Source organism: Photorhabdus namnaonensis (genome assembly GCF_001684335.1).
Classification (GTDB): Bacteria; Pseudomonadota; Gammaproteobacteria; order Enterobacterales; family Enterobacteriaceae; genus Photorhabdus; species Photorhabdus namnaonensis.
Genome location: NZ_LOIC01000072.1, coordinates 300,989 through 320,173 on the forward strand (window position 1 = coordinate 300,989; position 19,185 = coordinate 320,173).

18 protein-coding genes and 1 pseudogene are annotated in these 19,185 nt (G+C 41.2%); all 19 read left to right on the plus strand.

Going from position 1 to position 19,185, the window contains the following annotated elements:
* Nucleotides 1-74: 74 nt before the first annotated feature.
* Complete coding sequence (locus Phpb_RS13755; protein ID WP_065390821.1) at nucleotides 75-1,376, plus strand: hypothetical protein; 1,302 nt, start codon at nucleotides 75-77, stop codon at nucleotides 1,374-1,376.
* Nucleotides 1,377-1,448: 72 nt separating this feature from the next.
* Entirely contained in the window at nucleotides 1,449-3,608 is a 2,160-nt protein-coding gene (locus Phpb_RS26335; protein ID WP_205634780.1) for a contractile injection system tape measure protein, read from the plus strand.
* A gap of 9 nt (nucleotides 3,609-3,617) precedes the next feature.
* Nucleotides 3,618-5,702 (plus strand): ATP-binding protein, encoded by a 2,085-nt coding sequence (locus Phpb_RS13770; protein ID WP_065390822.1) that lies wholly within the window; start codon nucleotides 3,618-3,620, stop codon nucleotides 5,700-5,702.
* Between the two features lie 24 nt (nucleotides 5,703-5,726).
* The gene (locus Phpb_RS13775; RefSeq protein ID WP_065390823.1) at nucleotides 5,727-6,629 is read left to right on the plus strand and encodes a Pvc16 family protein; all 903 of its coding nucleotides are present in this window, start codon (nucleotides 5,727-5,729) and stop codon (nucleotides 6,627-6,629) included.
* 202 nt (nucleotides 6,630-6,831) lie between these two features.
* On the plus strand, nucleotides 6,832-7,419 hold the full coding sequence (locus tag Phpb_RS13780) for a DUF4765 family protein (RefSeq protein WP_065390824.1): 588 nt from the start codon (nucleotides 6,832-6,834) through the stop codon (nucleotides 7,417-7,419).
* Between the two features lie 60 nt (nucleotides 7,420-7,479).
* Nucleotides 7,480-8,403, plus strand: coding sequence for a hypothetical protein (locus Phpb_RS13785; RefSeq protein ID WP_065390825.1), 924 nt, complete (start codon nucleotides 7,480-7,482; stop codon nucleotides 8,401-8,403).
* A 200-nt stretch (nucleotides 8,404-8,603) separates the two neighbouring features.
* On the plus strand, nucleotides 8,604-8,963 hold the full coding sequence (locus Phpb_RS13790) for a hypothetical protein (protein ID WP_065390826.1): 360 nt from the start codon (nucleotides 8,604-8,606) through the stop codon (nucleotides 8,961-8,963).
* A 99-nt stretch (nucleotides 8,964-9,062) separates the two neighbouring features.
* Entirely contained in the window at nucleotides 9,063-10,073 is a 1,011-nt protein-coding gene (locus Phpb_RS13795) for an Rpn family recombination-promoting nuclease/putative transposase (RefSeq protein ID WP_065390827.1), read from the plus strand.
* 62 nt (nucleotides 10,074-10,135) lie between these two features.
* A pseudogene (locus tag Phpb_RS13800) lies at nucleotides 10,136-10,441 on the plus strand (Yae1 family protein); the annotation flags it as partial.
* Between the two features lie 744 nt (nucleotides 10,442-11,185).
* Nucleotides 11,186-11,635, plus strand: coding sequence for a phage tail protein (locus Phpb_RS13805; RefSeq protein WP_065390829.1), 450 nt, complete (start codon nucleotides 11,186-11,188; stop codon nucleotides 11,633-11,635).
* A 58-nt stretch (nucleotides 11,636-11,693) separates the two neighbouring features.
* Entirely contained in the window at nucleotides 11,694-12,776 is a 1,083-nt protein-coding gene (locus Phpb_RS13810) for a phage tail sheath family protein (RefSeq protein WP_065390830.1), read from the plus strand.
* A gap of 11 nt (nucleotides 12,777-12,787) precedes the next feature.
* Nucleotides 12,788-14,125, plus strand: a complete 1,338-nt coding sequence (locus Phpb_RS13815) for a phage tail sheath family protein (protein WP_065390831.1) — start codon at nucleotides 12,788-12,790, stop codon at nucleotides 14,123-14,125.
* A 63-nt stretch (nucleotides 14,126-14,188) separates the two neighbouring features.
* Nucleotides 14,189-15,373 (plus strand): phage tail sheath family protein, encoded by a 1,185-nt coding sequence (locus Phpb_RS13820; RefSeq protein WP_065390832.1) that lies wholly within the window; start codon nucleotides 14,189-14,191, stop codon nucleotides 15,371-15,373.
* 18 nt (nucleotides 15,374-15,391) lie between these two features.
* The gene (locus tag Phpb_RS13825; protein WP_065390833.1) at nucleotides 15,392-15,850 is read left to right on the plus strand and encodes a phage tail protein; all 459 of its coding nucleotides are present in this window, start codon (nucleotides 15,392-15,394) and stop codon (nucleotides 15,848-15,850) included.
* Nucleotides 15,847-16,026 carry a DUF5908 family protein gene (locus tag Phpb_RS13830; RefSeq protein WP_065390834.1) on the plus strand — a complete coding sequence of 60 codons (180 nt, stop codon included), beginning with the start codon at nucleotides 15,847-15,849 and terminating at the stop codon, nucleotides 16,024-16,026. Before Phpb_RS13825 ends, Phpb_RS13830 begins: the two co-directional genes overlap by 4 nt.
* Complete coding sequence (locus Phpb_RS13835) at nucleotides 16,013-16,696, plus strand: CIS tube protein (protein ID WP_065390835.1); 684 nt, start codon at nucleotides 16,013-16,015, stop codon at nucleotides 16,694-16,696. Before Phpb_RS13830 ends, Phpb_RS13835 begins: the two co-directional genes overlap by 14 nt.
* Entirely contained in the window at nucleotides 16,693-18,294 is a 1,602-nt protein-coding gene (locus Phpb_RS13840) for a phage baseplate assembly protein V (protein ID WP_065390836.1), read from the plus strand. The genes Phpb_RS13835 and Phpb_RS13840 overlap by 4 nt, the downstream gene beginning before the upstream one ends.
* Before the next feature lie 12 nt (nucleotides 18,295-18,306).
* Nucleotides 18,307-18,753, plus strand: a complete 447-nt coding sequence (locus tag Phpb_RS13845; protein WP_065390837.1) for a GPW/gp25 family protein — start codon at nucleotides 18,307-18,309, stop codon at nucleotides 18,751-18,753.
* Nucleotides 18,750-19,163 (plus strand): hypothetical protein, encoded by a 414-nt coding sequence (locus Phpb_RS13850; protein WP_065390838.1) that lies wholly within the window; start codon nucleotides 18,750-18,752, stop codon nucleotides 19,161-19,163. Before Phpb_RS13845 ends, Phpb_RS13850 begins: the two co-directional genes overlap by 4 nt.
* Nucleotides 19,164-19,185 lie beyond the last annotated feature (22 nt).

Below are 19,185 nucleotides of genomic sequence, written 5' to 3' on the forward strand. Positions count from 1 at the left end.
TTCTCTTATGATCAGGCAATATTTACAGGATATTTAAAACAGAATAATTCAATATTATATATAAGGTCACTAAAATGGAAAAAGAATATAATCTATCTACTGGGCAATCCAATACAGAAAATGCCAATCCTGAATCAATAGGGCCTTCATCAGATGAATTAAAAAATCGTTTTAAAGCGGGCAGTATTCCCCTACAAACTGATTATTCAGACCTGATTGATATTGCTGATATCGGGCGCCGAGCAGTGGGCAAAGCACCAGATCAAACTAATAATCCAAATTCAGCGCTGGAACTGGATAATAGCTCTGGACTGAAAGTAAAAACTAACCCTACCGGCGGTATTTCTGTTGATTCAAGCGGCATAGCCGTTAAATGTTGGCCGAGCGGTGGTATTACAGTCACTGACGGTTCTGGTCTTTATTTAAAATTAGTGGGAGGTAATTCCGGTAATGGCTGGAGTGGTGTAAGTGGATTGGGACTGGGTTCAGACGGTGTAAAAGTTAAGGCGGGTAATGGTATTAATGTTGATGGTAGTGGCGTCTCTGTAAAAGCTAAGGCCAACAGTGCTATTGCCGTTGATAACGAGGGGGTAGCTGTTAAATGTTGGGATAACGGTGGTATTACAGTCACTGACGGCTCTGGCCTTTATTTAAAATTAGCAGGGGGTAATTCCGGTAATAGTTGGAGTGGTGTAAGTGGATTAAGCCTAGGTTCAGACGGTGTAAAAGTTAAAGCAGGCAACGGCATTAATGTTGATAGTAATGGTGTCGCTGTAAAAGCCAAAGATAACACAATTAACGTTGACCCTACAGGGATATCCGTAAGACTTGGTTGGGGAATAAAAATAGGTGATGGATTAGATGTCAAGGCCGGCAATGGTATTACTGCTGATTGGAATGGTGTCTCTGTAAAATCCAAAGATAATACAATTAGCGTTGATCCCACAGGAATCTCTGTGAATCTTGGTTGGGGGGTAAAAGTTGGAGGAGGATTGGATGTTAAGGCCAGCAATGGAATTAATGTTGATAGTAGTGGCGTCTCTGTAAAAGCTAAGGCTGGTAGTGGTATTAAAGTAGACAGTGATGGCGTAAGCATTGATATACAATCAATTGCATCAGCACTCGCAGATCTAATTATTCCATCAGGAACAATTGTGCCATTTTATAGTAATGGTAGTTTACCTAATGGTTGGGTATGGTGTGATGGGAATAATGGAACACCTAATTTAAATAATTATCACGAAAAATATGATTCAGATGGTTATGTTAATATAATTTCAGGCTTTAGTTCAATAACAACGGAGCATTGGCAATTAGGATACGGAACACATTTAAACATAAATACATTTTTCATGAAGTATATCATGAAAAAATAAATATGTCAGTTATAACAATATATTTTACAAATAGATTTACTCATATTTATTAATCAAAAAGGAAACATTAATATGCCTTGGGAGCCAAATCTGTTAAACCGGATAATCATTACTATTGATGCTAATAATTCACAGGTAGCTAAAAAAGTATTGCATGGCTCCCTGCTTAATCAAGCCAATATAAGTAACTTATTTAGTACATTCTTTACTCAATATCCCATTAATCGGGATATCCATTTAGAAACATTAACCTTGGATCTTGGAGAAATAAACTTTCATAGTTTTAATTCACTATTCCCGGCACGGCTTAATACTGCTCTGAATAAAGCATTAAGCCAATATCAAATTAATCATCAGGAGAAAAAAACATCCCTAACACAATCAAAATCGCAAAAAATAACCAAAAAATCTTCTTTATTATATGATAATAATTCAATTAATATTGAAGATTTCATTCATTATTTAAATCAAAAGAATTTCCCATTCAAGTCAATAGAGATTAAAACTTATCATCAAAATATTGACATCAATATCCAACAATTAGTTAATCAATTAGCTGGAATAGAAGATAAATGGGTTTTGTTTTTAGCAAAAAGCTGTTTATCTGAACCAAGTCTACAACGGTTATTAGCGCTCAAGCAACCCATGTTATTAAGCGCTATTAACCACAGATTATCCGCAAGGATAAACAGATCACAATATTGGGGGGAACCTGTCTCCCCCGGACAACTGATACTCAATGCGTTGCAATATATACAGATAAATAATACACAGGAGATACCTAAACTGGATGCCAAAGTGCTATTACATATCACCACTGAATTAGATAACGGTATACTTAATGCAGCATCTATTATTACGTTATTTCGCCAGATTATCACGCACAATATTCCATTAAATAGTTGGTTAAAACAGATCTGGCAAACTATTACTGTTGCAAAACTCAGTAAAAAACATCTATCGGCTAAAGAATATCAATATTTATCTGAGCGTTTAATTTCAAATCATATGAATAAAGATATGCTCAGTGAAAAATTAATTGTCACTAATCATGACAACATTAATACTCAGGAAGATCAATATTTACCTGAGCATTTTATTTCAAATCATACAGATAAAGATATACTTGGTAGAAAATCAATTATTACTAATCATAACAATATTAATCCTCAGGAAAATCAATATTTACCTGAGCATTCTATTTCAAATTATAAAGATAGACTCGGTAAAAAATCAATTATTACTAATCATGACAATATTAATACTCAGGAAAATCAATATTTACCTGAGAATTCTATTTCAAATTATAAGGATAAAGATAGACTCGGTAAAAAATCAATTATTACCAATCATGACAATATTAATACTCAGGAAGAGCAATATTTACCTGAGTATTCTATTTCAAATCATACGAATAAAGATACACTCGGTAAAAAATTAATTACTACCAATCATGACAAAATCAATGCTAAGGAAGATCAATATACTCCAAAACATTTTATTTCAGATCATGCAGATAGAAATAAATCTAATAAGAAATTAACCGTTACTCACGCTGATATTAAAGATACTCAGACACATCAATACACTGCAAATCAGGAAGTAATATCCGAAAACCAGAGAATATCACCAATATCGAATAACCGACATATTACAGGAAATAACGCTAACCAACTACAGAATATCAATAAAACACATTCTGAATACGTTCTATTACCTAAACAAACCCTTCCATATCAGGTAAATAATGCTGGAATATTAGTTTTATGGCCGATGCTACCCGCATTATTTAATCAATTTGGCTTACTTGAAGAGCAAAAATTTATTCATCGTCAAGCCCCATTTAGCGCAATTAATTTCCTCAACTATCTGACTTGGGGAAACGAAGAAATACAGACAGAACTAAATATATTGAATAACGTTCTGTGCGGATTAATGGCTGACGAAGTTATTCAATTAACTCCTCTTGAACTGGAAAAGCAGTTAATAATAGATCAATGGTTAGACGCTATTATCAGCCAACTTCCCGGCTGGGAAAAATTAAGCCGCAATGACGCCCGCCAGCTGTTTTTACAACGATCGGGTGAATTACTAATAAATGAGAAAGAAATCAAAATCACAATAAAGCATCAGCCATTTGATGTGCTATTAGCCGATTGGCCGTGGCCATTAAATATCGCCAAATTTCCCTGGCTGGATCGCCATTTATTAATCGACTGGCAAAAAATTTAGAAGGTTTATATGGATTACCTACTGACAAATAACCCCTATAGAGTGACTGAATTACGCTGGATTTATCCCCATTTGGAGCGTATCGATCTGCTATTACAGCAATACTATTATCAAAAGAGCGACCTGTACGATTCATTACCAGAAAGTTTTTTATTAACCGAAGATGAAGTCGAACAATGTTTAACATCACCGCAAGGTATTCCTCATTGGCTAACTCAAGTAAATAATCCTATTCACTATCCAGAAATCGAGGAAAACCCTGCCATTGATGCATTATCATTATTAATTGAACGTTTTGAACTGACCGAATTTGAGCGTGATGTTTTACTATTAGGTTTATTACCCCATTTTGACAGCCGTTATCATGCATTATTTGCTGCGCTGAATGGTAATAGTAAAAAACAATGGCCCAGTTTCTCATTAGCGATTGAATTATTTAGCCAACGCCAAAGTGATCGACAATTACTGCAAAACAGCTTTTTACCGCAAACACCGTTAATTCATAACCAACTCTTACGGCTTAATAATCACGAAGAAGCTATTTGGTTACAAACACAATTCTCAACTCACAGCGCGGTATGGCATTTTTTATCGGGACAACGAACGCTTTTACCACCAGTAATAACCTGTGCTAACTGGTGTATTCCTACCTCACATAATTGGTATCCACAAACTCTTTATCATTCACTGGAAAAGATATTATTAAATGAAACCGATAAAATACGTCCACTGGTCATACTCAGAGGAAAAGAAGGCAACGCCAGAGAATTAGCGGTCAGTAATATTATGGCATCTCATGGCATTAATACCTTAACCGTTGATTTAGCCCACCTGTCGAATGAAGAAAACAGAGTCAGAATATCCAGCTTATTAACGGACGTAATACGCGAAACCCGGTTACATGATGCCTGTTTATTGATCCGAAATTTCTCTTTGTTTACAGCGGAGAAGAAAATACTACACCATGAATTATCTATTTTACTAAATCAGCCAAAATTACGCGTGGTTTGCTTGGTAGAATCGGGAGATGGATTAGTCTGGCTTAAACATCTACCAATGGTGCAGATTGACATGCCAGTAATGACTTTAGCAGAAAGAAAATCAATGCTAATAGCAAGTTTACCGGAGAATGTCGCTCAGGGCATCAATATTACTCAGCTCTGTCAACGCTTTTCCTTTACCGCGGAAACATTACCGCTCATTCTTGCAGAATCGCATCAATATCAAATAATTCGGCAACCAGAAGATCAAATAAAAGAAACAGATCTGCGTAAGGCATTAAGTTCTCGCGCGCAACAGAATTTCGGTAAATTAGCCCAACGCATCACCCCAAAACGCAATTTTAATGATTTAGTGGTTTCAGATACATTAGCGCAACAATTAAAAGAAATTATCGCAGCGATTAATTATCGTGACCAAATTCTAAGCGCAGGATTTCAGGAGAAAATCAGTTACGGTACCGGTATTAGTGCATTATTTTACGGTGAATCAGGTACCGGCAAAACAATGGCTGCCGAGGTCATTGCCGGTTATCTTGGGGTTGATCTGATTAAGGTTGATCTCTCTACCGTGGTAAATAAATATATCGGTGAAACGGAAAAAAACATCTCCCGTATTTTCGACCTAGCGGAAGCAGATTCCGGGGTGCTATTTTTCGATGAAGCAGATGCCCTATTTGGCAAACGCAGCGAGACCAAAGACGCCCAAGACAGACACGCCAATATCGAAGTTTCTTATTTATTACAGCGGCTAGAGAATTATCCGGGATTAGTGATTTTAGCCACCAATAACCGCAGCCATTTGGACAGCGCGTTTAATCGCCGTTTTACCTTTATTACCCGTTTTACTTATCCCGATGAAGCATTACGTAAGAAAATGTGGCAAAAAATTTGGCCTGAACAACTGACATTATCCGACGAAATTGATTTCGAACATCTGGCTAAACGGTCTGATTTAACCGGAGCGAATATCAGAAATATCGCCTTATTATCATCCATATTAGCCGCAGATGATAATATCGGACAGGTTGAAAATAAACATATAGAACGGGCCGTAATACTTGAATTAAATAAAACCGGCCGATTGGCATTTTAAAAATTAAGTAGAATTGGAGTCAACATGACAACTATCATTGCTTCTGATAATGTGATTATTGAGATTAATCAAGCATTAAATGACATTTTAATTAAATATTTAAATATTCCTGGTCAAAATATTGACATTCGTTTTGATCTACCAGAAATTAATTCCATTCAATCAGAACCGACAGTCAGTGTATTTCTTTATGAGATACATGAAGATCTGCAATTACGTTCTGCTGAACCAAGACGTTATAACCCGGCAACCAGTACATTATTACCGGGATGGGTAAATATTAACTGCAACTATTTAATCACTTACTGGGAGCCGAATAAGCCATCGAATGACAGCGCCAACCCGGACAGTCAACCGGATAACCAAGCGGCACAAGTCATGACGCGGGTTTTAAGAGCATTGATTAATAATCGCCAATTAGCCGGCATTCCCGGTGCTTATACCCGGGTTATCCCTCAACAGGAAAATTTAAATAGCTTAGGCAACTTTTGGCAGGCTCTTGGTAATCGCCCTCGCCTCTCTCTATTATATTCTATTACCGTGCCGATGAAATTGCAAAATATTGAAGACAATGTTATCCCAGTTAGTAAAATATCCGCCTCTGTGGATCAAAAATCCAGTCTGGATAATTCACAAATCAACCAAGCTTTAATAGATAAATTGTGTACAGAATTAGGTGGTACAGAAGATGTACTTCTCGCTCTTGCTAAAGTGAATCTAACAACCAAGCCTGATACAGAAAATAATCAAAACCTGGAGAATCAAAGTGTCATTGTCGAAGTTTCCGGCATTACCAGTACAACATATTTACCACAAATAAAAGATACACTTACCAAATGGAAAAACAGCCAAGAGGCTATTATTAATATAAATGGTGTCGGTATTGTTGTTTCTAAAGAAAATGCTGATAAGCTAGTCGGGATTTAAAATAAATTCTTATATTAAAATAACAAAAATAACGACCAATCATTTATATAATAAATAATTATTCACTAAAATTAATTATTTTTAATATGTTTATTTGAGTTTTCTATGTTATAGATTTAATCCATTAACAACATAAATATCAATTGGCAATTTCATAAAAAACAAGGCTTTCCCTATTTTACTAATATATTAAGGAGCAACTATGCCTATATATAGAGATCAAGAAAAAATTGATGAATCTGATAAGAGTAAATGGCTAAAAGATAATTCACAACAACTCTTAGCTTATAATCAACTTCCTGACGATGATGATAATTATGATTCAGATGAAGATGAGGATGGCCCACTGCCAGATGACATAACTTCCGGTCAATTTAAGACGTTGGAATATCACACAATAGCCAAAGCTATTAATGAAGCAATAGACCCAGAGGTATCTTTTATTTTATATCGTGGAGTAAGCAGCAACACAGCCTTCAACATGTATAATAATAACAGTGCTGGAGGAGAGCCTGCCAATATCAATACCCCGCCCCCCACAATAGAAAACGTTCGCCAACAAGTAGGAAAAGGCGCATATTTGCCAGAGTTTTCAGTAGATGAAAGTGTATTTGATCGTTTCTCAAGGAACAGATACGGAGTAGTTGTTAAAATAAAATCAAAATATTTATCACCAGGGAGTGAAAGTGAATCAGGATTTGTCGCAAATAAAGATGCGCCTATAGAAATTTTAAAAATATATGACAGGACATTCGGCAAGGCTGAAAAGTCCTTACCCAACGCATCATAATTTAGGATAAAAATATCACTTCTAAAATATATTTCTTACATCAGCCTAACAGGTGATAATATGGAACATGAATATAAAGAGAAAGAAAAGCAAAAAAGACCACCATTACAGTCAAAGAATGCAACTCATGATGAAAGCAATTCATTAGGGTTAGAACTAGGGAAACATTCCAATTCCGTGACACCTGCCGATCCTCGTAACAAATGGTTTACTTATGAAGGTGATAAAGAGATAGATCTGACTCCAGAAAGAGTAGAAGAAATATTCTCAAATAAACAGCCTAAGATTATTATTGCCGGTGATGGTCATAATAAACCACCATTTCAATACGCAAAAAACATACCTGATGTTAATAGCAGTTTTGATGCTGGCACACTTCAACTTTATATTGAAGCAACAGATGAACAGATAAATAAAAATAAAGCAGAGTATATACCAAAAGATTTTATGGCAAAATCATGGTCATTCATGAATAAAAATAGGCGAGCTGAAATTGTTGGATGGGAGGATTCAGCATTATCAAACGCCATGAAGGAGATGTTTGATCTATCGATGACATCAATAAGTGAACCAACGAAGTTAACAGAAAAAGATATTTCTTCATTTTATGAATTCTATATGACTGCTATTCAGAGCTTTTTACCTAATTTCAAAAAATTAGGTAATGAATTAAATGAAATTATGGCAAAAGCTGGCAGTAGAGGGGAGCTGGAGAACGTTGCGCCAGAAATGCTCCGTTTTACTTCTGGTACATGGCGTGATGAATATGTCAACCCAACGTTAGCAGAGAAAATTGCAAAACATGCCGCTGAAAAAGAAAATCATACATTTGTTGTCTCCATAGGAGATGCCCACCTCAGTATTAATCCTATGCAGGAACATTTAAATAAAATGAGGGAGAAATATAATTTCAAACACCAAATTATATTTACCAGAGATAAAAACCCTACACTTTCGGCTCACACAAAAGGAGGAAAGAAATAATGGCCAGATATAGAATGATCTATTCTATTAATATATTGATAGTTGTTCAAATCAATTCTTAAATGAAAGTAAAATATAAACAACAATTTAAACTTCATTTTCCCCTAATATATATTTTAATCAAGAATTAGGTGATAACATGTACTCCATATTCAATAAAAAAGATAGCCATGTAAGTAAAAAAACAAATCCAATGAAACATGAAGCAGCCAAAACAGGCCATCAAGGAGAGATTTCCACCGATTCATTTTTTAATCCTAACGGGATCTCACGGTGACGCTTTTGGGTTTAATTGGGATGCTAATACTAATGGAGTCAGAAGAAAAGACTTACGTGAAAAGCTATTTTTTAACGAAGACAAAGATGATAGAAAAGGCGAATATGATAGGAGTGAACCAATACATATCAAAGATGTCAGAAAAACTACCTATCAGGAGATGGAAGAAATGATTAATTCTTCAGATTATCATGTTATTTTAGGCTATTGTTTTAGTCGCAATGATCAGGCTTTGCGCTTTTATACCAATACCAATCCAGTAACAAGTTATGTTGATAATTAACCTGAACTTCGATTAAGAAGGAAATTCAAGACATCACAGTCCGCTCAGTTTCTTGCTTAATATTCCTTCAATATAAAAAAAGTATGCTATTATCCGCCTATGAAGAAAAAAAATACACCAACGCCGCATGACGCCATTTTTAAACAGTTTCTAGGTCATATTGATACGGCCAGAGACTTTCTAGAGATACATTTGCCTGCGACATTACAGGCAGTTTGTGATCTGGATACATTGCAATTGGCATCAGGGTCGTTTATTGAAGACAATCTGCGTGCGCATTATTCCGACATTTTGTACTCACTGAAAACGGTGCAAGGTGACGGTTATGTGTACTGCGTCATCGAACATCAAAGCTCTCCAGACAAAATGATGGCGTTCCGATTAATGCGTTACAGTATTTCAGCCATGCAACGCCATCTGGAGCAGGGACATGAAAAATTGCCGCTGGTCATTCCGGTGTTGTTCTATCACGGGAAAATACAGCCGTATCCCTGGAGTACCAATTGGCTCGACTGCTTCGATGATCCGGCTCTGGCGAAGGAGCTCTATTCCGGTCCATTCCCGCTGGTAGATGTGACGGTAATTTCGGATGATGAAATCCTGACGCATAAACGGGTCGCGCTACTGGAAATGGTGCAAAAGCATATCTGGCAGCGTGATATGATGGAGTCACTGCAAAAACTGTCTATACTGCTGGCGTATGATTACCATACGGAAGAACAGTTAAGAAGCGTGCTAAACTACTTATTACAGGCGGGAGATACCGCCGATCCAGAGGGTTTTATCCGGCGACTGGCAGAACAGTCCCCGAGGTATGAGGAGGTACTGATGACAATAGCGCAAAGATTAGAACATAAAGCACGTCAGGAAGGACGTCAGGAGGGACTCCAAGAAGGACGTCAAGAAGGACGCCAAGAAGGACGTCAAGAAGGACGCCAAGAAGGACGTCAAGAAGGACGCCAGGAAGGGCGTCAGGAGGGACGCCAAGAAGGACGTCAGGAGGCAACATTAAAAATTGCTCATGCATTGCTGAACAGCGGAATCGATCGTGAAACGGTGATGAAGACCACCGGTCTGAGTCAGAACGAACTTGAGCAAATACGCCACTAACTCGTGCTGAGAGTTCTTAATCAGTATTCAACGATTCGTGTTAAAAGAGAATCTTACGGTGACTGGCAGGACAGTCACCGAGGTATGAGGAAGTACTGATGACAATAGCGCAAAGATTGGAACATAAAGCACGTCAAGAAGGATATCAGGAAGGACTCCAAGAAGGACGTCAAGAAGGACTCCAAGAAGGGCGTCAAGAAGGACGCCAGGAAGGACGTCAGGAGGGACGTCAGGAGGGACGTCAAGAAGGAAGCCAGGAGGCAACATTAAAAATTGCTCATGCATTGCTGAACAGCGGAATCGATCGTGAAACGGTGATGAAAACCACCGGCCTGAGTCAGAACAAACTTGAGCAAATACTCCACTAACTCGTGCTGAGAGTTCTTAATCAGTATTCAACGATTCGTGTTAAAAGAGAATCTTACGGTGACTGGCAGAACAGTCACCGAGGTATGAGTCTTGACCGTGAAACGGTGATGGAGATCACCCAAAGTGAACTGGAACCAACGTCCAACAAACTTACTTTTGATACGTTATCGGCATAAAAATGCTTGAGTCAATGCACAAAATGCATAGAAGCCGCACATTTACATTCCAAGCGAAAGACCCGGTTTGAATCCACATGCTTCTGAAATCTCTGTTCTCTCTTTTCACCCCAATAAACATTCTAACTAATTTCACCAACAATCATTTTTATGATTATATTTTCATTCAGTAATTAATTAAATTATCAAAGCACAAAACTACCTGACAATGAAAAATCGCATAACCACATGATATTACTCAACATTAAAATCACAGCTTGTTATTTGTTTGCATGTTTACATACAGCAATAAATTGGCCCTGATACATAAAACTATCAAAACCCACCACATCAATTAAAAATCGACATCATTATTAATTTGATGCTATCGCATAAAGATTCATTCTCTATAATCACCTCGCTTGATAAAAGCGATTTAAATAATCATTGAGAAAATCCCAAATGAAAATAATAACCCGTGTAAATCAGGTTATTGCGGTAGCTATACCCAATCATTAGGTCCTAAGAAAAACAAAAAAAATAGACGTTTTTCTTATATTTAAACTGTAAATAATAAAGGAAAAAATCATGGCTATAACTCCAGAACAAATTGCTGTCGACTATCCTATTCCTACTTATCGATTTGTTGTTTCGTTTGGTAATGAACGCATCCCCTTTAACAGCGTCTCCGGGCTAGATATTTCTCATGAGGTCATTGAATATAAAGATGGCACTGGTAATTACTATAAAATGCCGGGTCAACGTCAATCCGTCCATATTACCCTGCGTAAAGGAGTATTCCCCGGCGATACGAAACTTTTTGACTGGATTAATTCTATTCAGCTTAATCAAGTCGAGAAAAAAGATATTGCAATTAGCCTGACCAACGAAACCGGCTCGGAAATTTTAATGACCTGGAATGTAGCAAACGCGTTCCCTACGTCATTAACTTCCCCCTCTTTTGATGCCACCAGCAATGATGTCGCCGTTCAGGAAATCACGCTGGCAGCGGATCGCGTCACTATTCAAGCGGCTTAATACATCCATAATAATGAGCCATTCCGATATTTATATCGCACTATAACTTGGAGACAATATGCCAATAACCCCAACTTATCCCGGCGTTTATATTGAAGAGGACGCCTCATTGGCTCTCTCTATTCGTTCGGGTGCAACGGCAGTGCCTGTTTTTGCCGTCGCAAATAATAATTCATTGATATCAGATAATTCCTATATTCGTATTAGTAGTTGGTTAGAATATTTAACGCTAAAAGATGGGCAATTTGATCCCACTAATAAACTTGATGTCGCATTGCGCGCCTATTTTATTAACGGCGGCGGATATGGTTATCTCGTCAAAACCGCAAGTTTAGAAAGTCAGGCGCCAAAGCTTGACGATGTGACACTACTGGTTGCCGCCGGAGAAAATATCACCACAGCGGTAGGAACACTTTGTCAATTAGGCAAAGGATTATTCGCCATTTTTGATGGCCCAAAGACTCAAATAATCTCAAACCAAACACCAGACGATGTACTTAATCCTTATCCAGCAACCCAATATGGCGCGGTTTATTACCCCTGGCTAACCGCTGAATGGGGAGAAAATAGAGCCAGTATTGATATTCCGCCCAGCGCCGTGATGGCCGGTATTTATGCCAGTGTCGATAGCAGCCGAGGAGTCTGGCAAGCTCCCGCTAATGTGGCGATTCAGGGGGGATTACAACCTAAATATCCCGTTACTGATAATCTTCAAGGGCAATATAACCAAGGTAAAGCACTGAATATGATCCGTACCTTTCCTAAGAACGGTACGCTGGTCTGGGGAGCCAGAACCCTTGAGGACAGCGATAACTGGCGTTATATCCCGGTTCGCCGCCTGTTTAACAGCGCGGAACGGGACATTAAAAACGCCATGAGCTTCGCGATGTTTGAACCCAATAGCCAGCCAACCTGGAAAGCCGTGCAACATGCGATTGATAACTATCTCTATGCCCTCTGGCAACAAGGCGGATTAATGGGCAATAAAGCCGAGCAGGCTTATTTTGTTCAAATCGGTAAAGGCGTCACCATGACCGATGACGATATTAAGCAGGGCAAAATGATCGTCAAAGTCGGCATGGCGGCTGTCCGTCCCGCCGAATTTATTATCTTGCAATTCACGCAAAATATCGCTCAATAATGGGAGGCAATATGTCAACAACACCGACCTATCCCGGCGTTTATGTTGAAGAAGACGCGTCATTATCGCTCTCTATTCGTCATGGGAATACAGCTATACCCGTTTTTATTGGCCGTTTCTTGCCTAAAGAAATCAGCGCAACCCCGCAAGCGATACGGGTTAATAGCTGGCTGGATTTTACTAATCTATTTAATGTAGGTTGTATTACGTCAATCGCTATTACATCAACTAAACCTAAAGCGACTCCAACGCCGCTTCCTCAAGATGTTGAAGATAATACAGATTATACTTACGCTATAAATGTAGTTACTTCGACAACGAGCAGTGATGCGCTAAAACTTTATTTCCAAAATGGCGGCGGCCCTTGCTACATTCTGCCAATTGCTGATTCAGCAGATGTGAAAACTATAGCGTTAATTCCAGAGTTAATTGAACAAGCTTTGGAGATTACATTAATCGTCTGCCCTGAGCAGGATTCTTCTTACCAAGGGAAGATATACAGCAGCCTGACCCCTTTATTGAATCTCGGCTATTTTCTTATCGCTGACAGTCAGGATAAAACAGCGACACCTGACGTTAGTGTGCGATCACAAACGGCGACTTATTATCCGGCAGTTAAAATTTCATACCCTATTCAAGCGGAAGAGAGCCTAATCACCGTTGCCGGTTATGAAGACACAAAAACAAAACCCGATGCAGTCAAAAATCTGGCACAACTCAAAGAGAAAAACCTAACCGTCTACCAACAAGCTGTCAAAGCGATACAAGACAAAATAAAATCCAGCAACAGCGTCATTCCTGCCAGTGCCGTCATGGCAGGTATCTATTGCGCCACCGACACCAGCCGCGGCGTCTGGAAAGCGCCGGCGAATGTCGCACTTAGCGGGATCAGTGATGTCACCGAGCGACTCACTGACGATGACCAAGGCGCCATGAATCTATCAGGCATCAATGCTATTCGCTATTTCAACGGGCGCGGCTTTGTTGTATGGGGCGCCCGTACTCTGCAAGATGATGATAACTGGCGCTATATTCCGGTTCGGCGTCTGTTTAACAGCGCAGAACGGGATATCAAACAAGCGATGCAATCCGCCGTTTTTGAACCCAATAGCCAACCCACCTGGGAACGGGTGAAGTCAGCCATTGATAACTATCTCTATTCCCTCTGGCAACAAGGCGCATTAGCGGGCAATAAACCGCAGGAAGCCTATTTTGTCCAGATTGGTCAAGGTATCACCATGTCCGACGACGATATTAAACAAGGGAAAATGGTCGTCAAAGTGGGAATGGCGGCGGTACGGCCGGCTGAATTTATTATCCTTCAATTTTCACAAAATGTAGCTCAGTAACGCAGTCACTGTGCCGGGACGCGGTTAAACGCCGCGTCTATTCAGCCTAAAAAGGAGACGATAATGGAGATAACACAGCCGTGCGTTACCATCACCGAAAACCTGATATCCCAGAAACAGGATCATGCCTTTATTGGTATACCGGTTTTTATTGGCTATACCTCATCTCCCGTCAATAAAAACTATGGCGATAAAACAGCTATCAAACTCAACAACCTGGCCGACTTTACCCGGTCATTTCACGAATCAGGACTAATGTACTATTCCGTGCGCCACTTCTTTGAAAATGGCGGTCAGCAAGCCTATGTCCTGTCACTGGGTGATAATAAACAGTTAAGCGATTTTCAATCATTAATCACCGCGTTGGAACAAGAATGGGTTAAACAAACCATTTCCGCAAAGAGCGACATTACCCTGATTATCACTCCGGATATTATCCGCTTTAATCCGTTGGATGTGACCCATATCCAAAGGGATCTTTGGTTACAATTTTGGCAATCGGTGCTTAATCTGTGCAAAAGTCGGCGCGGTATTATGGCATTGCTGGATGCCCCGGATGACCCGACATTAGCGGCTGAATGTTTAAAACAATTCTCTTCCGCTGATCGGCAATGGGGCGCCGTATACTGGCCGCAGCTAAAAAGCGCCTATCGGGACCAAACGCAAAACCCTATCGTGCTTTCACCTACCGCGGCGGTTGCCGCCGTGATACAGCGTAATGATAATCAACAAGGCGTATGGACCGCTCCCGCTAACGTCACGTTAGCCAAAGTGATTAGCCCGGTACGCCCCTATATTGAAGCTGACGCGCTTTTTAACCCGAATGGCGCTTCATTGAATCTGATCCGCAGCTTTCCCGGTAAAGGCATAAGGATCTGGGGATGCCGGACGTTGGAAAATACTCCCGATTCCCTCTGGCGCTATATCCAGATCCGCCGTCTGGTTTCCTATATCGAAGCCCATATGACTCAACTGAGCCGTACCTTTGTCTTTGAACCCAATAACGCCATTACCTGGATGAAACTCAAAGGACAAGCCTACAACTGGCTGCGTCAGTTATGGTTAAACGGCGGGCTACGGGGCACTCAGGAAGATCAGGCGTTTGAAGTATTACTGGGCATTGATGAGTCAATGAGTGACGCCGATATACGGGCCGGGAAAATGATCATGAAGATCAAACTGGCGATGTTAATGCCAGCGGAATTTATTGAGTTAAGCCTGACATTCGATACCCGAACCACCCGCTAAGTTAAACCGAGGCAAAATATGAACAACCTCTACACCCCGGCAGTGTCGCACCGTTTTATCGCCTGTTTTCTATTTAATAGTATTCCCAGTCCCCTTGATATCGCTTTTCAACGGATATCGGGCCTCAGCCGCGAACTGCAAACCACTCAACACAGTCAGGGCGGGGAAAACACCCGGAATATCTGGCTGGCCGAAAAAATTCAACATGGCAGCCTGCTGCTGGAGCGCGGTGTGATGACGGTGACGCCGCTCACGCTGGTGTTTGATCGCATCCTGCGCGGCGAAAAAGCAATGTATGCCGATGTGGTGATCATGTTACTGAATGAATATTCATTACCCGTGGCAAGCTGGACATTAAGCAACGCGCTGCCGGTTCGCTGGTCCACCGGCGACTTTGACGCCAATAGCAATGCCATTTTAGTGAACTCGCTGGAATTACGTTATCAAGATATGCGCTGGTTAGGAGTAAAAGTATGACCGTTGAAATTAAAGAGTTGATTATTCAAGCCAAAGTGACTAATGCCACGAGGGCTTCCACCGCCTCGCGCACATTAGCTCAGGAGGCGCTGGATAATGCCCGTTTGATTGAAATGGTGAAACGGGAGGTGTTAGAGACGTTGCGTGAAGCGGGAGGCCATTATGAGTCTCATTGAACGCAGTCTGTCCAAACTCACCCTCACTGCCTTTAAAGACCGGGAAGGCGGCGGCCTTGTAGGCAGTTTACAGGCCATGTATAACCCCGATGGGCTCCAACTGAATTATCAAACCCGCTATCACCAGAATGAAAGCGTTAACAATGCCAGCCAAAGCAGCCGCTATATATTAGCGCAACCCGCCGGGCTAACATTAGTCCTGTTGTTTGACGCCACTATGCCCGGCAACAACATCCCGGTAGAAAGCCAACTGGAAACCTTGAAAGCCCTGTGCACAGTAGATGCCAGCACCAAGGTATCTCACTTTCTTAAAATCAAATGGGGCAAAATGCGCTGGGAAAACAAAGGTTATTTCGCCTGCCGGGCCACTGGCCTCACCATCAATTACACCCTGTTTGACCGGGACGCCACTCCGTTACGAGCCAGTGCGACTTTATCTCTGGTGGCGGACGAAAGCTTTGTGATTCAAGCCACCGAACAGCAATTAAAATCGCCGCCGGTTACCGCAATCAGCGTCGCCGATATGGTCTCTCTACCATTAATCGCGTTAGGCGCCGGCGCGACGATGGCAGGCGGCATTGACTATCTTTCCCTGGCCTGGCAAAACAATATGGATAATCTCAATGACTTCACCCCGGGGCAAACGCTACAGGCAAAGGGGGATGCATGAAGATACCAGAAATAGACCTGAAAATAGCGGGAAAAACCCTTAGCCAGTTTTCTGTGATGAGCCTGGCCATCAACCATCAAATCAACGGTATCCCGACCGCTCAAATCACCCTTGACATAGCCGGTGACGCCAACGCGATTTTCACTGCCGAAGCTCAGGTTGAACTGACAAGCTGCCGACCCAATCAAGAAATTATCGTGCAGATGCAAAAAACCGTGTTGTTCAAGGGGATCATTGTTCGGCAAGCGCTTAAGTTCAAAGGTCAGGACAGTCTGGTTACCCTAACGGCAAAACATCCACTGCAAAAACTCACCGACGGTTTCCATTCGCAACTCTTTAGCCAACAGAGTGATGAAACCATTATCAAGAAGTTATTTACTCAGGCGGGGATAGCCGTCGCGATAAAACAGGCGCCTCAGCTTAAAATTGAACATGAACAGATGGTCCAGTTTCGCTGTAACGACTGGCGATTCTTAAAAAGCCGACTGGCCGCGACCAATATCTGGCTGCTGCCCGGCAACGAAACTGTCACGCTGGCGACGCCGGAATCACTTAACCAGTCAACCGTGCATACAATTAAACAACGTGGCAGCGATCAGGATATTGTGCTGTTTGAAGCGGATCTGCACTTTGATAACCAACACAGCCCCAAAGCAGTGAGCATACAATCCTGGGACATTGCTCAACAAAAACTGTCTCAGGCTCCTCAGGCGAAAAACAGCGGGCTTGGCGGCGATCAGCTCGCGCCGGACAGTTTGGCAACCTTGACCGATCAGGAATGGCAATGGGTTTTTAGCTATCCGCAAGATAATGAGCAAGCCAAACACCTCGCTCAAGGCATCATGAATAACCTGCGAAACGATAACGTCTCCGGCAATGTTGAAGTTGTCGGAGATAACCGCTACCAACCGGGTGATCTGCTGGCATTAACCGGCTTTGGGCAGGGAATGGACGGCAAAGGCATTATCACCGGCGTCAGTCAGACCATCAGTCAGCGGCAAGGCTGGCGTACCCGGTTAACTCTGGGCCTGTCGCCGGAGACGGAACCGGCGGTCCCGCAGGTTAAAGAACTGCATATCGGGATTGTGGAAAAATACCAATTAGACAAGCTATCGCTAAATCGTATTCCCGTCAGGATACCGGCGTTAAACTTAACCAACAGCATACTTTTTGCCCGGCTAGGTAAACCTTATGCCAGTCATGAAAGCGGATTCTGTTTCTACCCAGAACCAGGGGATGAGGTGATTATCGGTTTTTTTGAATGTGATCCGCGCTTCCCGGTGATATTAGGCGCCATGCACAACCCGAAAAATAAAGCGCCGATAGAACCTAGTGAAAAAAACCCACTAAAAACGCTGGTCATTAAACAAGGGAATAATCAACAAGCATTAGTGTTCAATCATCAAGATAAAATTGCCGCCCTTAATAGCGGAAAACATTCACTATCACTGCAACAAGATAAAGATATTACGCTTAATTCGGCTAGAAATGTAAACACAAATGCTCAGGAAATTAACCTACAGGCCGAAAGATCCCTATCAGCCACAGGAAAGTTGAGTGTCGATATTAAAGGTATAAAAATTAACTTAACACAATAACAGGACCATGAGATGACAGACAAAATATTAGTCAATATTTATGGCCGTGGCTGGGCATTTCCGCCACAGTTTTTTATCCAAGATAATGCGCAACCTGAAATAACAACCGGCGTCAAAATGTCTGAGGGTGCGGCGAATGTTAGCCAGAGTATAAAGATTCTTTTTCTCACCGAACCTGGCGAACGAATTATGCGTGAAGATTACGGTTGTGGCCTGAATGATTATCTATTTGCCAATATCAGTGATGAATTAATGGCAGAACTCCAAACCCGAATTGAAGAGCGGATATTACGTTATGAACCACGGGCAAATATTACCGAAATTCAAGTCATTCAGAAAATGGATTCACCCAATATTCTGCATATTCAGGTCATTTACACCCTAAGAGGCAGCGAAATCAGCCAACAGCTTGACGGCATTCTTGAGATCAGCGAAGGACAGATACGAGTTAACCTATGAGTGAACGATTAGTAGTTGATGGTGACAACCTGCTATTTGAGCCGTTATTCGGCAACCGACTCGTCACCCTGCTCAGACCGGCGACCATCAGGGGTAGCGGGCACGCCCAAATTCGAGGCAAGAAGATCGCTATTGTAGGTGACGAAAAACAGTGCCAATTTCAAGCGCAATATATTACCCCTAATCACCCGATACCCGGCATGGGGATGGTCATTATTGTCCAGTTGAATGCCAACCAGCAGGCAAACTTTTGCCGCAGCCCTGCCACAGTGATTGTTGTCGGGCAGCAATTTACTGCCCATTTTATCCCGATACAACCGGCAAATGGTCCGTTAGGCCCGGATATCATCATACCAAGCATGGGAAAAGGCCGATTTATTGCCAACCAAGATATCGTCAGAGCTAAATAAGTCATCCCCTCAACGCTATTTT

What these genes read in the sequence shown, in the direction of transcription:
- Phpb_RS13850 (WP_065390838.1), top strand. Translation starts at nt 18,750, where the DNA reads ATGAGTGAACGATTAGTAGTTGATGGTGACAACCTGCTATTTGAGCCG.
- Phpb_RS13780 (WP_065390824.1), top strand. Translation starts at nt 6,832, where the DNA reads ATGCCTATATATAGAGATCAAGAAAAAATTGATGAATCTGATAAGAGT.
- Phpb_RS13810 (WP_065390830.1), top strand. Translation starts at nt 11,694, where the DNA reads ATGCCAATAACCCCAACTTATCCCGGCGTTTATATTGAAGAGGACGCC.
- Phpb_RS13755 (WP_065390821.1), top strand. Translation starts at nt 75, where the DNA reads ATGGAAAAAGAATATAATCTATCTACTGGGCAATCCAATACAGAAAAT.
- Phpb_RS13775 (WP_065390823.1), top strand. Translation starts at nt 5,727, where the DNA reads ATGACAACTATCATTGCTTCTGATAATGTGATTATTGAGATTAATCAA.
- Phpb_RS13840 (WP_065390836.1), top strand. Translation starts at nt 16,693, where the DNA reads ATGAAGATACCAGAAATAGACCTGAAAATAGCGGGAAAAACCCTTAGC.
- Phpb_RS13795 (WP_065390827.1), top strand. Translation starts at nt 9,063, where the DNA reads ATGAAGAAAAAAAATACACCAACGCCGCATGACGCCATTTTTAAACAG.
- Phpb_RS13845 (WP_065390837.1), top strand. Translation starts at nt 18,307, where the DNA reads ATGACAGACAAAATATTAGTCAATATTTATGGCCGTGGCTGGGCATTT.
- Phpb_RS13785 (WP_065390825.1), top strand. Translation starts at nt 7,480, where the DNA reads ATGGAACATGAATATAAAGAGAAAGAAAAGCAAAAAAGACCACCATTA.
- Phpb_RS26335 (WP_205634780.1), top strand. Translation starts at nt 1,449, where the DNA reads ATGCCTTGGGAGCCAAATCTGTTAAACCGGATAATCATTACTATTGAT.
- Phpb_RS13825 (WP_065390833.1), top strand. Translation starts at nt 15,392, where the DNA reads ATGAACAACCTCTACACCCCGGCAGTGTCGCACCGTTTTATCGCCTGT.
- Phpb_RS13820 (WP_065390832.1), top strand. Translation starts at nt 14,189, where the DNA reads ATGGAGATAACACAGCCGTGCGTTACCATCACCGAAAACCTGATATCC.
- Phpb_RS13835 (WP_065390835.1), top strand. Translation starts at nt 16,013, where the DNA reads ATGAGTCTCATTGAACGCAGTCTGTCCAAACTCACCCTCACTGCCTTT.
- Phpb_RS13770 (WP_065390822.1), top strand. Translation starts at nt 3,618, where the DNA reads ATGGATTACCTACTGACAAATAACCCCTATAGAGTGACTGAATTACGC.
- Phpb_RS13790 (WP_065390826.1), top strand. Translation starts at nt 8,604, where the DNA reads ATGAAGCAGCCAAAACAGGCCATCAAGGAGAGATTTCCACCGATTCAT.
- Phpb_RS13805 (WP_065390829.1), top strand. Translation starts at nt 11,186, where the DNA reads ATGGCTATAACTCCAGAACAAATTGCTGTCGACTATCCTATTCCTACT.
- Phpb_RS13815 (WP_065390831.1), top strand. Translation starts at nt 12,788, where the DNA reads ATGTCAACAACACCGACCTATCCCGGCGTTTATGTTGAAGAAGACGCG.
- Phpb_RS13830 (WP_065390834.1), top strand. Translation starts at nt 15,847, where the DNA reads ATGACCGTTGAAATTAAAGAGTTGATTATTCAAGCCAAAGTGACTAAT.